Genomic DNA, 12,470 nt, shown 5'->3' with positions numbered 1-12,470 from the left:
GGTCATGGCCAAGTATGCGTGCTGGACCTGATGGGTTGGCCGGGCAAGACTGGTGCCATGAGGACGTACAGCAACCCCGCCGCCCGCTCGTGGTCGACGGGCGTGACGACGACCAGCGTCCGCGACTTCCACCGCACCCTGCCGGGATACGCGCCGACGCCGCTGGTCGACTTGCCGCAAGCCGCCGAGGAGCTCGGCGTCGGGCGAGTCCTCGTCAAGGACGAGTCCGCCCGGCTCGGGATGCCGGCCTTCAAGATGCTCGGCGCCTCGTGGGCCTGTCACCAGGTCATCGAGCGCCACCCCGGTGCGGCGCTGGTCACCGCGACCGACGGCAACCACGGTCGGGCGGTCGCGCGCATGGCGACGCACCTGGGCACGAGCGCCACGGTCTTCATCCCCGGCGGGATGCGTGCGCAGGCCGCCGAGCGGATCGAGTCCGAGGGAGCGAGGCTCGTGCGCGTCGACGGCCCCTACGACGATGCCGTGCGCGCAGCGGCGGAGCACGCCGCGGCCGACGCCTCCCGCGAGCTCGTCCAGGACACCGCGTGGGAGGGGTACGAGCAGGTCCCGACGTGGATCGTCGAGGGCTACGAGACCCTCTCCGAGGAGATCGACGAGCAGCTGGGGGTCCCGCCGGACCTCGTCGTCATCCCGTCCGGCGTCGGCTCGCTCGCCCAGGCGGTCGTCGCCCACTACCGGCAGTCCGGGAGCTCGGGGCGCACCCGGCTCCTCGTCGTCGAGCCGGACACCGCCGACTGCACCGTGGCGAGCCTGACCGCGGGAGAGCCGGTCAGCGTCAGCACCGGCGAGAGCATCATGGCCGGCCTCAACTGCGGCACCCTGTCCAGCCTCGCCTGGCCCCTCCTGCGGGACGGCGTCGACGCAGCGGCCACGGTCACCGACGACCGGGCGCGGCAGGCGTCCGACGACCTGCTGGCACAGGGTGTCTCCTCCGGGCCGAGTGGTGCCGCCACCTACGCCGGGGTGCGTACCGCCCGTCACGACGTCGACCTGTGGCGCCACCTCGAGCTGCCCGACGGCGCGACCATCGTCCTGCTGAGCACGGAAGGCCGTCAGGACGATGCGTGACCTCGACGCGCGACTGCGTGCCTGGCGGCACCAGCTGCACCGCCACCCGGAGACGGCCTTCGAGGAGCACGCGACCGCGGACTTCGTGGCCGCGGTGCTCCGGGAGGCCGGCTACGAGGTGGCCCGCGGCATCGGCGGCACCGGACTCGTCGCCTCCCTGACGAAGGGGACCTCCCCCCGATCGGTCGGTCTGCGGGCCGACATGGACGGACTTCCGCTCACCGAGGTCGACGGGCGTGCCCACGGCTCGACCAGCCCGGGGCGGATGCACGCGTGCGGCCACGACGGGCACATGGCGATGGCCCTGGGCGCGGCCGCGGTTCTCGCGGAGGAGGACTTCGACGGGACGGTGCGGATGGTCTTCCAGCCGGCGGAGGAGCCGGGTCGCGGTGCGCGGGCGATGGTCGCCGACGGCCTCTTCGAGCGTTTCCCCGTCGACGCGATGCACGGCATCCACAACATGCCGGGCGTCCCCGCGGGACATCTGCACACCCGGGTCGGTGGGTTCATGGCCAGCGAGGACAACTTCGAGATCGTCGTGACCGGCCGGGGTGGGCACGCTGCCCGGCCGCAGGCGGTGGTCGACCCGCTGGTGATCGGGGCCGAGATCGTCCTGGCACTGCAGACGGTCGTCGCCCGGAGCCTCGACCCGGTCGACCCGGCGGTCCTCTCCTGCACCGGCTTCGAGACCGACGGCGCGCGCAATGCCATCCCGACGCAGGTACGGATCACCGGGGACACGCGCAGCTTCGCTCCCGGGGTGCAGGAGCTGCTCGAGCGGCGCATCCGGGAGATCTCGACCGGGATCGCCGCCGCCCACGGGGCGAGTTGCCAGGTGACCTACACGCACGAGTTCGCCCCCACGGTCAACCACCCCGAGGCGACCGCACGTGCGGTGTCAGCGGCCGTGACCGCCCTCGGCGCCGAGCGGGTCGACGGCCAGTGCCCGCCGGCGATGCCGAGCGAGGACTTCGGGGTCTTCGCCGAGCACGTGCCGGCGTGCTTCGCCTTCCTCGGCAACGGCATCGAGCCCGGCCGCGGCGGCACCCCGCTGCACAGCAGCGACTACGACGTCAACGACGACGTCCTCGGTGACGGGGTGCGCTACCTCGTCGCGGTGGCGCGGGCGGAACTGGGGCAGCCGGCGGCCCGGTCGGGTCCGGCTCAGGCCAGCCGGTAACCCGCCTCCTCGACGGCGGAGCGCACGGTCGACTCGTCGACCGGCTCGGCGCTCGTGATGGTCACGGCGCCCGACTCGAGATCGACCGCGACGTCTTGGACACCGCTGATCTCCTGGACCTCCTCGGTGACGGAGGCGACGCAGTGGCCGCAGGTCATGCCGGTGACGGTGTAGGTGCTGGTGGCGCTCATGCGGGGTCCTTCGTGTGGTGGCTGTCGGTGCACTCACCACGTTACCCCCCTAGGGTATGAATCCACAACGACCCCCACCGGTGGGAGCGCCCCGGCCGGGACGCTGCCGGTCACGGTCGGCAGGGACGGCCACGCCGCGGATAGTCTCTGGGCCATGCCGATCGCCCTTCTCGCCCTCGTGGTCGTCACCGTCGTCCATCTCGGCGCACAGGTGGCCGCGCCCGACGGTGTGGTGGCCGACCTGAGCCAGATCCTGCTCATGCCGGCCCTGCTGTGGATCCTGCTCGCGGGCACACCCAACCCCAAGTCCCTGCTGGTGCGCCTCGTCGGGTTGGCCCTCGGCCTGTCGTGGCTGGGCGACACGCTGCCGCGCTTCGCCGTCGACGGGAGCGATCTCGGCTTCGGCCTGATGCTGGGGGCGTTCTTCCTGGCGCAACTGGCCTACGTGGCGGCCTTCCTCCCCTTCGCCTCCCGGTCGATCATCCGGCGCAGGCCCGCCCTGCTGGCGCCCTACGTCGTGCTCCTCGGCGTGATCGTGGCGGTGAGTGCAAGCGGCGCCGGGGCGCTCTTCCCCGCAGTCCTGCTCTACGGGCTGGTCATCGTCGGGATGGCGGTGCTGGCCACCGGTATCGATGCCGTCGCGACGACGGGCGCGGCTCTCTTCCTCGTCTCCGACGGCCTCATCGCGCTCAGCGCCTTCGCCTCGCTCGAGCTGCCGCTGCACGGCTTCTGGGTGATGCTCACCTACGTGCTCGGGCAGGCCCTGATCGTCCTCGCGGTCTGCCACTGGGACCGGTCGCTGGCGGCCGAGCGGGCCTGAGTGCGCGGCCACCGGATCGCCGACATCGCCGAGCAGTCGGGCCTGTCCGCGGCGACCGTCGACCGCGTCCTCCACGGCCGTCCCGGCGCCAGCCCCCGCGCGGTCCGGGCCGTCGAGCAGGCCATCGCCGAGCTCGACCGCCAGGCCGGCGCCCTGCGCCTGGCTGCCCGCTCGCTCGTGCTGGACGTGGTGATGCAGGCGCCCACCCGTTTCTCCGGGGAGGTCCGGGATGCGCTCGAGGCGCAGCTGACCGGGCTGCGGCCGGCGGCGGTGCGGGCACGCTTCCACCTGCGCGAGTCGGGCACCGTCGAGGACGTCGTCAGCACGCTCGAGGGCATCGGGCGGCGGGGGAGGACCAGTCACGGCGTCCTGCTGAAGGTCCCCGACGATCCCGCGGTCGCGGGGGCCATCGCCGCCCTGGCCGGGCGCGGCATCCCGGCGGTCACCCTCGTCACCGACGTCTCCGGCTCCGCGCGGATCGCCTACGCCGGACCCGACCACGAGTCGGCCGGGCGGACCGCAGCCCACCTGATCCACCGGTGGGGCGGACGGGAGGCGGGTGCAGTCCTGGTCACGCTGAGCCGTTCGTCCTTCGTCGGCGAGCGCACCCGGGCGGAGGCATTCGTCGACCAGCTCGCCCGCGACGCTCCCGGGTTGTCGGTGCGGCGGGTCAGTGACGCCGACGGGTTGGACGCCGCCACCGCGGACGTCGTCACCGCGGAGCTGGGCACGGGCGATGACCTCGTCGGGGTCTACTCGGTCGGTGGGGCCAACCGGGCGATCCTCGCGTCGCTGCGGGCGAAGGGGGTGGCCCCCTCGGTCTTCGTCGGCCACGACCTCGACCCGGACAACCTCGAGCTGCTGCGCACGGGCGAGATCGGCGTGGTGCTGCACCACGACCTGCACGAGGACGCCCGCTCGGCGCTGCGAGCGGTGCTGCAGCACCACGGGCTGGCCCCGGGCGCGCCCACGTCGATGGCCTCCGGGGTGCACGTGGTCACCCGCTACAACGTCCCCGCTCGCATGCGCCGTAGCGGCCGCGCGTGAGCGCAGTCGGCACGGCGCGTCAGCCGGGGCCGGCGCTCACTCGCCCTCGGCCGGGGGCGTGGAGACCATCAGGCAGGTGAGGACGGAGATCGCGGCGAGGACGGCCAGCAGCGCGAAGCCGGCCTGGGCCCCCTTCGCCAGCTCGGCGGTCGTGGGGTCGGACCCGGCGACGAGGGACATCACCGCGATGCTCGTCGCGGTCCCGGCGGCGCCGAAGACCTGCTGCGAGGAGCCGAGCAGGGCCGACCCGTGCGCGTACAGGCCTGGGGGGAGCGAGCCCAGACCGGCAGTGAAGAGCGGGGTGAAGGTCAGCGCCAGCGACAGGGACAGCAGGACGTGCAGCCCGAGGATCACCCACGGGCCGGCGACCGGGACGAGCGCCGCCAACGAGGCGAGCGAGATGGTCACCCCGATGCTGCCGGGCAGGACGAGGGGGCGCGCGCCGAGCCGGTCGTAGAGGCGCCCGACCGTGGGGCCGAGCAGACCCATGAGCAACCCGCCGGGGATGAGCAGCAGCCCGGTCTGCAGGGTGGTCAGCCCGAGGCCGTCCTGCAGGTGGATCGGCAGCAGGATCAGCGTGGCGATGAGCGCGGCGAACCCGAGGCACATCGTCAGGAAGGCGCCGGTGAAGCTGCGGAAACGCAGCGTGCGCAGGTCCATCAACGGGTCGCCGCTGCGCACGAGGGAGCGTTGGCGCCAGGCGAAGGCGGCCAGCGCGAGGATCGCCACGCCGACGCACAGGAGCGGGTCGACCACCGGCTCGGGTGCGGCGCCCCCGTCGCCGGGCTGGCCGCCACCGACCCCGGAGAGGCCGTAGACCAGCCCGCCGAAGCCGACGACCGACAGCAGCACGCTGGGCAGGTCGAGGCGGCTGTCCGCGCGCTCGCCGACGTCCGGGAGGCTGCGCAGGCCGACCCACAGTGCGACCGCGGCGATCGGCAGGACCGTGATGAAGATCAGCCGCCACGAGCCCAGGCGCAGCAGCGCGCCGGAGACCGCCGGGCCCATGGCGGGCGCGACCGCGATGACGAGGGAGACGTTGCCCATCGTGCGGCCCCGGTCGGCGGCGGGCACGAGGTTCATCAGGGTGGTCATCAGCAGCGGGATCATCAGCGCGGTGCCGGTGGCCTGCACGATCCGGGCACCGAGGAGCACCCCGAAGGTCGGGGCCACCATGGCCACTGCCGTGCCCAGGCAGAACAGGCCCATCGACAGCGCGAAGGTGCGTCGCACGGCCAGCCGCTGCATGATCCAGCCGGTCATCGGGATGACCACGGCCATGGTGAGCATGAACGCCGTCGTCAGCCACTGCGCCGACGTCGCCGGCACCGAGAAGTCGTCCATCAGGCGCGGGATCGCGTTGTTCATGATCGTCTCGTTGAGGATCACGACGAAGGTGGCGACCGTGAGCACCCGCAGGACCAGTGTCGTCTGCGCAGGCGTGGTGACGGCAGGCGCCTGCGGCGCGATCGTGGGCATGGATCAATGATCAGGCAAACCGTGTGCACGAGACAAATGATTTGGGCGAAGGGGTGCCCCCCACCTGGTCGGGGAGGAGACTTGGTGCATGTGCCGAAACATCCGTCAGCTGCACAACTTCGAACCACCCGCCACCAGTGACGAGGTCCGCGCCGCCGCGCTGCAGTACGTGCGCAAGGTCAGCGGGTCCACCAAGCCGAGTCAGGCGAATCAGGCCGCCTTCGACGAGGCGGTGGAGGAGGTCGCCCGGGTGACCCAGCACCTGCTGGACCACCTCGTGACGACCGCCGAGCCCAAGGACCGGGAGGTCGAGGCGGCGAAGGCGAAGGAGCGGGCGCGCAAGCGGTACCAACAGGCGGGGTGAACCTGCTCTGATCAGGCCTTTCGCACACAACGTCCGGGATGCTGCCGGACGGTGTCTGCGGAGTTGCGAAACGGCCCGAGATGTGGATCGGGCGTGTCCCGTGCTTGTGGATGGCCGATGGCCGAAAATTCTTGGGTCCACACACGCGATCGTGCGTTTCCGCAGGTCAGAAGGGGTGTTGTGAGGACGACCACTCGCAGATCCACAGAGTTGTCCACGGGCTGTGCACAGTCCCATGGCGCGTCGTCCACAGTCTCTCCACACCGCCGTCCACAGGGTCATTTGGCGTTGTCAGAGGGTGGTGCGAGTCTTCACGAGCGCCCCTTTCGCGGGGGTGTGCGGATCCCTCCGTGGGGGGTCCCGGAGCCGCCGGACCAAAGGGGAGCACGTGACGACGAGCGAGTTGGAATCCAGCGTCTACGGCGACGCGCCCTCCTACTCCTCGACCCCTCATGACCGCCTGCCTCCGCAGGACGTCGGCGCGGAGCAGTCGGTGCTCGGCGGCATGCTACTGAGCAAGGACGCGATCGGTGACGTCAACGAGGCGGTCCGCAGCAAGGACTTCTACCGTCCCGCGCACGAGCTGATCTTCGACGCGGTCGTCGACCTGTACTCCCGGGGCGAGCCGGCGGACGCGATCACCGTCGCCGACGAGCTGAGCAAGCGCGGCGACCTGCAGCGTGCCGGTGGGCAGGCCTACCTGCACGACCTCATCCAGTCGGTGCCGACGGCGGCCAATGCCGGGTACTACGCGCAGATCGTCGCCGAGCGCGCGGTCCTGCGGCGTCTGGTCGAGGCCGGGACGAAGATCGTGCAGATGGGTTACGCCCAGGGCGGCGGTGACGTCGAGGACATCGTCAACCAGGCCCAGGCCGAGGTGTACACCGTCGCCGAGAAGCGGGGCGGTGAGGACTACGCCCCGCTGTGGGACACGCTGAACGACACGATGACCGAGATCGAGGTCGCCGCCGGCCGTACCGACGAGATGACCGGCGTGCCCACCGGGTTCCACGACCTCGACGAGCTGACCCACGGCCTGCATCCCGGGCAGATGGTCGTCATCGCGGCGAGACCGGCCGTGGGTAAATCGACGCTGGGTGTGGACATCGCCCGCGCGGCGGCGATCCACCACCAGATGGCGACTGCGATCTTCTCCTTGGAGATGAGCCGCAGCGAGATCACGATGCGTGTGCTCGCGGCGGAGGCGAGCATCCAGCTGCAGCACCTGCGTCGCGGCAAGATGAGCGACCCGGACTGGCGCAAGCTCTCCCGCGTCGTCGGGCGGATCAGCGACAGCCCGCTCTACATCGACGACTCGCCCAACCTGGCCCTGATGGAGATCCGCGCCAAGGCCCGGCGGCTGAAGCAGCAGCACAACCTCAAGCTCATCGTCATCGACTACCTGCAGCTGATGACCTCGGGCAAGAAGGTCGAGTCCCGCCAGCAGGAGGTCTCGGAGTTCTCCCGGGCGCTCAAGCTGCTGGCCAAGGAGCTCGAGGTGCCGGTGATCGCGATCAGCCAGCTCAACCGTGGCCCGGAGCAGCGCACCGACAAGCGACCGGCGATGAGCGACCTGCGTGAGTCGGGCTCGATCGAGCAGGACGCCGACCTCGTGATTTTGCTGCACCGCGAGCGGGGTCCGGAGTCCGAACGCGAGGGCGAGGCGGACGTCATCGTGGCCAAGCACCGAAACGGTCCGACGGCCGACATCGTGCTTGGCTTCCAGGGGCACTACGCGCGGTTCTCGAATATGGCGAAGGACTCTGGCGGGTTCTAGTGTCGAGATGCAGCGAAGATTGCACAGACGGTCTTCGTATGCAGCAAGACCATTCGTTATCGGTCACGTCAGTTCAATAACGGACCGTTATCCAAGGCTGGGGTTGTATTGGGCCGGCGATTGCGCACCACGGAAATTGGAGAAGACTGTCTGCTTCGTGTCGTATAGGGCCCGGTCACCGGGCAGATCACCGGACGGGTCTTGCGGGACGATGCCATGCGCGGGCCGTCGTGATTCAGATCAGGTATGGCTTGAATTCGGCGGGGGTTCCCTCCTACGGGCACCGGGCGGATGAGGGGTCTTGATGAATTCTGGCAGCAGCGCTCTGATGTTTGCGTTCCGCGAAGAGCTTCGACTGGAACGTCCTCATACACTTGATTCTGCTGAGTGACGGTCGGTCGACCTCCCCACGGGCGGTCACGAAAGTTCCCCAGGGATGGCCATGGGTCTCCCCACATTCGTCGTATCCTGCACGGGACCTTAGGCACCGGGAGAGGAAGCGCGAGCGTATGCGAAAGGTCGAGTGGAGCGCCGAGGTGGAGCAGGTCGACTGGGTCCGAGAACGACTCGCCCCGTTTGAGTCGGGTGAAGTGACTTCGGTCGTGCCGGTCGGCTTTGGGGCATACGCGCGAGTCCTGCATCCAGCCCACGACTCCCAGGAACGCCCGATCCGCGGGTTCGAGGTCGCAGCCCACAACGGGATCGAGCTACCTCGCGATGCTCACTTCCCCGAGATTGCGCTGCAGCCCCCGGGCGACCGAAGCCAGGCGTGGAACGTCGTCGCACCCCAGGAAGGCACACTCTGCCTCGCAGAGGCCACCGCGCTCGTTGACATCCTGCGCCAGCACACCACCTCCCCGGACAGATGCTGGTTTTGCCTGTGGGACGGCTACGGGTGGGAGACGAGCGCCTTGTACTCGATACCGTCGGCCATCTTCGGCGACGAGCCGCAGCCCGGGGCCGAGCCCGGCCTGTATGTAGGTCCCGACACTCAGGTCAGCGTCCCTGAGCCGCATGGTGCTCCCAAGGACCCGATTCCGCGCCAGGTGCGGGACGGGCCTCGGGCGGAGTTACCAGGGCGTGAGTATTTCCTCTACAAGGGAGTGCTTGACGCAGCACTGGCCTTCCTAGAGCCAGAGCAGCAGACGCCCAACCTGTGGTGGCCAGCGGACCGTGTCTGGTGTCTGGCCAGTGAGCTGGATCTCGGGTGGACCTATATCGGCGGTTCACCGGACCTGATCGACCACATCGTCGGGGACAGCCGGATCGAGGCGGTTCGCGCCGAGCCGGCGGACAGTCACCATCTGCGCCTCCCACCGTGGCTGGTGACTGCGGTCGACGCGGCGGTCTCCCAAGTCATGCAGGGACACCAAGGGCGTGTGCAGACCCAGCTCGGCACGGTGACGGCCACCGCGCGGCGCCCGCGGCGTTTGCGTCGAGGTGACCTGTGGACCACCAGCGTGCGTGCCGACGGGTCTTCCGACGGCAGCGGGTGGACCAGCCTCGCCGACCGTGATGAGGACGCGCTTCGCGAAGACATTCGCCACCAGCTGGCCTGGGCGGTCATCGACCTCCTCGGATAAACAGGCAGCGCCTCCCTCATACCCATGCGCGACGTACCGCAGCGGAAACCCATAGGGACACACCCCGATAACCTCCACCTTGCTCACCCACTATAAAAGAAACCATCTAAGAGCATGAGCAACCAAAGACCACTCTATTGAAAGCCTCGTTTCGATCAGTCATCTTCGGGCCCACCGCGGGCCAACCTCGTCAATGTTCGCACTCCGTATATCGCGCCCACGAGAACGAGAGCGGTCACTGCCCAGATCGCCCCTACCCAAAGCGTCCACCCATTGAGCAGGTCCGGCGAGTCCTCCACCAGACCGTACGATTCAGCAGCTTCTCCACCAGCAAAGAAGCACAGAATAAGAAGGAAAGGCAATAGAAGACCTACCAAAGGCTGCGGAAGGTGCACAACCAAGAGCAAACTTGTCACCGTCAGCGCCAACATAAGGCTTAGGAGAGTCGAAAGCCAAGCGCCCACATCCGAGGGGGACGTGAGCAGCATCAGAGATAACCAAGGCAGGGTCACTGCCGTAGCCCAGGTTAATATCTTCACCTTCACTCCGGGATGACTGTAGTGCATTCCGGGCTACTTAGAACTGGATTGAAGTCCAAGAGAACGTCTGCGTTGTTGAAGCCTGTGTTAGCCAAATTTGTGAAACCCTGGTTCGGGAACCGATATAGGCACCCGTGTGGCTTCGACGGGTCACCCTCGTCCGGGGACGCAACCCACAGCACTTCGTGCATCGGCGCCTGGTCGTGGGAACCGTCCACGGTTACGTATCCACTACTATCATGCTGATATTCGTAGTCGATTGATATTGCAGGGGCCTCGCTGCCATCGGGAAGCGAGCAGAGAGGGTTGGGCGAGTCCACCTTTACGGTTCTCTTTGCGATCCCAAGGCCATCAGAACGGACCTGTGAATAACTCTCGACTAGCGTGATGTCATCGCTTGCATCTGTTTGGGCGGTGGCAAGAAGCTGCTTGTTCTCGTCGTATGCCCTCGTTACTCCTGTCTGCGCCGACATGAAATAATCGTAAATCCAAGGGTTTACCCAATCCGCACCGCCCCAGTTGCTGGCCACGGAAGAGGAGACTTTGAATTTATGCTCGTCTGCCGTGATGACATCATCGTCTCCTGAGTAAAGATCATATATTGAATTCGCGAAGCCTCGGCCGTTGCCACCGTAGTACTCGTACCCTTTAGTGTACGCTTCAACGCACGCGTCAATACCCCGCACATCTGCGCCAACAAATTCGTCTTCGATGAAGGCGTCCCAGACCACCGCGCGATACTGGTCAGGTCGATCGCCAGTCATTTTCTCTGTATATTGGGACTTTTGATTTATGCTGCTCACGGTGTTCTCGGGGACGGTGAGGATAAACGACTCAACCCCTCCGTCAGGGGTCGAACCCGTGATTAGATAGGTGCCGCTCTCAGCGGCAGTGTTGTCGACAAGGTAGTTCTTCGTTGTGTGCAGTTCCTGCCCGCTCGGGAGTGTAATGCTCCATCTCGAGATGTTCTTCTTACTCGTCCACTCGATCCCGATTGACGATGTTGTCTGCACCCAGCCGACGCGTCGGCCGCTTTTAGGCTCTGCTGCAATCGTCCGATCCAGTACATAATCTTGAGCTCTGCCACGCGCATCCTGCACGAAGTAGCGACTCATCTCCCCGGGACTCTCGCTTGTTCGAGCAGATTGAGTGAGCCGATCTTGGAAACTGGCACGATTTGACTGCGTAGGCATGAACGATAGATTCTTGCCTACCACCGCAAGGCCAGATTGGCTTCCAACGATCTTGAGTTGCGTGTCGCCGGAGACCCCGCTGCTAGGTACGCTCAAGGCCATGCTTTGAATGCCTAAAATGACGGTAACGGCAATCATCCTCTTGGTTGTGCGTGGCATTACGGACCCCTCAAGATTGATCGTGCATGATGTGGCGACGTGAACCTTGGCGAATTCGGCAGGCGCGAAGGCCTTGCTCACTCCCCCTCCTCTGCCAGTTGCCCCAGTGGCGCGGCGTGGACTTCCTCGCCGCTGAACGCGATGGTGGCCAACAAGTTCGCAGCGCAAGTGGCCGCTCGCAACAGGTAGATGTGTCAACTAGTGATTTCTGGCCAGTGGCCAGGCAGGCATCGAGTCACCACGTCTGTCGCTTGCCAGCGTGATGGGACCACCTCGTTGCCAGGCCCAGTCGGCGTCTCGTTCGCCGGCCGGACCGATTTCTCTACTGCGATCTTGCCGCCGGTAGGTGACAGCGCAAGTGATCGTCACCGCACGTTCAGTTGCAGCCTGGTGTCAGTTTCCGAAGTCGGCTGCACAGATGCCCGAAGTCCTCTGCACAGCGCCCACGAGCCTCCCCACATGGGGATCCTCCAGCGGATTCGCCGTTCGGTAGTCCTCGAGCGACGGTTTCGATGACACTGCCGGGGCGTGGCAGTATCAGGTATCGGTGAGGCGCTCTCGCACTCGCTCGGTGATCTCGACATCGTGCGGGAGGCGGCTCAGTTCCGCGGGAACAATGAGCACGCCATGGTGTCGGAGGGTGTCGGCCAGCTCGGACCAGTGCGCTGCCGCCATGTCTGTACGAGTGTGATTGCCGTGGGCCTCGTCTGGCCCGACCACTACCCGAGCGTCTGCCGCGATCTCTTCGACGGTGGTCGTCTGCCAGAGATCGGGAGTTCCGGATACGCCCCAGCCGCGGTCATCGAGCAAGGTCAGCCGGCGACCGTCTTCAAGGACGGCCAGGTGCAACGCCGAGAACGACATCTCGCTGGGATCGAAGTCGGGTTCGCCGTAGGTGATGTCCATCGCCGCCGGTTCGAAGCCTTCCGGAGGAGGACCGTCAATGACGGGGGCGTCGCGGACCTCAGAAGGGACGATGATGCTCTCGGCGAGGTCGACGACAGTCAACAAGCGAGTACCAGAGGCCATACCACCGCATCCTGCCACCG

At 67.3% G+C, this 12,470-nt stretch carries 11 protein-coding genes; 7 read left to right on the top strand and 4 right to left on the bottom strand.

The features are described 5' to 3' along the window. Positions 1–57: 57 nt before the first annotated feature. Both V1351_RS15625 and V1351_RS15620 read left to right on the top strand, forming a co-directional pair. Positions 58–1,089: a pyridoxal-phosphate dependent enzyme gene (locus tag V1351_RS15625; protein ID WP_338749241.1), complete on the top strand. Its 1,032-nt coding sequence runs from the start codon at positions 58–60 to the stop codon at positions 1,087–1,089. Then, entirely contained in the window at positions 1,082–2,269 is a 1,188-nt protein-coding gene (locus tag V1351_RS15620) for a M20 aminoacylase family protein (RefSeq protein WP_338749239.1), read from the top strand. Before V1351_RS15625 ends, V1351_RS15620 begins: the two co-directional genes overlap by 8 nt. Here V1351_RS15620 and V1351_RS15615 read toward each other — a convergent pair. Then, positions 2,254–2,460 (bottom strand): heavy-metal-associated domain-containing protein, encoded by a 207-nt coding sequence (locus tag V1351_RS15615; protein WP_338749237.1) that lies wholly within the window; start codon positions 2,458–2,460, stop codon positions 2,254–2,256. The genes V1351_RS15620 and V1351_RS15615 overlap by 16 nt on opposite strands. A 154-nt stretch (positions 2,461–2,614) precedes the next feature. Between V1351_RS15615 and V1351_RS15610 the strand changes: the two genes are divergently transcribed. Then, positions 2,615–3,280, top strand: coding sequence for a lysoplasmalogenase (locus V1351_RS15610; protein WP_338749235.1), 666 nt, complete (start codon positions 2,615–2,617; stop codon positions 3,278–3,280). After that, on the top strand, positions 3,281–4,327 hold the full coding sequence (locus tag V1351_RS15605) for a LacI family DNA-binding transcriptional regulator (protein WP_338749233.1): 1,047 nt from the start codon (positions 3,281–3,283) through the stop codon (positions 4,325–4,327). It abuts the gene before it with no gap. A 36-nt stretch (positions 4,328–4,363) separates the two neighbouring features. Here the strand turns inward: V1351_RS15605 and V1351_RS15600 are convergent, their stop codons facing one another. Beyond that, a complete protein-coding gene (locus V1351_RS15600) occupies positions 4,364–5,806 on the bottom strand; it encodes a DHA2 family efflux MFS transporter permease subunit (RefSeq protein WP_338749231.1) in 1,443 nt (480 codons plus the stop codon). Positions 5,807–5,894: 88 nt separating this feature from the next. Here V1351_RS15600 and V1351_RS15595 point away from each other — a divergent pair, with 88 nt between their 5' ends. The 3 genes from V1351_RS15595 (at position 5,895) to V1351_RS15585 (ending at position 9,530) form a co-directional block, all read left to right on the top strand. Beyond that, positions 5,895–6,170: a DUF2277 domain-containing protein gene (locus V1351_RS15595; protein ID WP_338749230.1), complete on the top strand. Its 276-nt coding sequence runs from the start codon at positions 5,895–5,897 to the stop codon at positions 6,168–6,170. Between the two features lie 403 nt (positions 6,171–6,573). Beyond that, positions 6,574–7,947 carry a replicative DNA helicase gene (gene dnaB, locus V1351_RS15590; protein WP_338752573.1) on the top strand — a complete coding sequence of 458 codons (1,374 nt, stop codon included), beginning with the start codon at positions 6,574–6,576 and terminating at the stop codon, positions 7,945–7,947. A gap of 509 nt (positions 7,948–8,456) precedes the next feature. Then, positions 8,457–9,530, top strand: coding sequence for a hypothetical protein (locus V1351_RS15585; protein ID WP_338749228.1), 1,074 nt, complete (start codon positions 8,457–8,459; stop codon positions 9,528–9,530). Positions 9,531–10,071: 541 nt separating this feature from the next. On the opposite strand, the gene V1351_RS15580 is transcribed toward V1351_RS15585, so the two are convergent. Next, the gene (locus tag V1351_RS15580) at positions 10,072–11,502 is read right to left on the bottom strand and encodes a hypothetical protein (protein WP_338749226.1); all 1,431 of its coding nucleotides are present in this window, start codon (positions 11,500–11,502) and stop codon (positions 10,072–10,074) included. A gap of 456 nt (positions 11,503–11,958) precedes the next feature. Next, the gene (locus tag V1351_RS15575; RefSeq protein ID WP_338749224.1) at positions 11,959–12,450 is read right to left on the bottom strand and encodes a hypothetical protein; all 492 of its coding nucleotides are present in this window, start codon (positions 12,448–12,450) and stop codon (positions 11,959–11,961) included. Positions 12,451–12,470: the final 20 nt, after the last annotated feature.

The organism is Janibacter sp. A1S7, from assembly GCF_037198315.1.
Taxonomy (GTDB): Bacteria; Actinomycetota; Actinomycetes; order Actinomycetales; family Dermatophilaceae; genus Janibacter; species Janibacter alittae.
The sequence above is the reverse complement of the archived record's forward strand: the minus strand, read 5'-3'. Positions and strand labels throughout refer to the sequence as shown.

What these genes read in the sequence shown, in the direction of transcription:
- V1351_RS15625 (WP_338749241.1), top strand. Translation starts at nt 58, where the DNA reads ATGAGGACGTACAGCAACCCCGCCGCCCGCTCGTGGTCGACGGGCGTG.
- V1351_RS15620 (WP_338749239.1), top strand. Translation starts at nt 1,082, where the DNA reads ATGCGTGACCTCGACGCGCGACTGCGTGCCTGGCGGCACCAGCTGCAC.
- V1351_RS15615 (WP_338749237.1), bottom strand. Translation starts at nt 2,460, where the DNA reads ATGAGCGCCACCAGCACCTACACCGTCACCGGCATGACCTGCGGCCAC.
- V1351_RS15610 (WP_338749235.1), top strand. Translation starts at nt 2,615, where the DNA reads ATGCCGATCGCCCTTCTCGCCCTCGTGGTCGTCACCGTCGTCCATCTC.
- V1351_RS15600 (WP_338749231.1), bottom strand. Translation starts at nt 5,806, where the DNA reads ATGCCCACGATCGCGCCGCAGGCGCCTGCCGTCACCACGCCTGCGCAG.
- V1351_RS15595 (WP_338749230.1), top strand. Translation starts at nt 5,895, where the DNA reads ATGTGCCGAAACATCCGTCAGCTGCACAACTTCGAACCACCCGCCACC.
- V1351_RS15585 (WP_338749228.1), top strand. Translation starts at nt 8,457, where the DNA reads ATGCGAAAGGTCGAGTGGAGCGCCGAGGTGGAGCAGGTCGACTGGGTC.
- V1351_RS15575 (WP_338749224.1), bottom strand. Translation starts at nt 12,450, where the DNA reads ATGGCCTCTGGTACTCGCTTGTTGACTGTCGTCGACCTCGCCGAGAGC.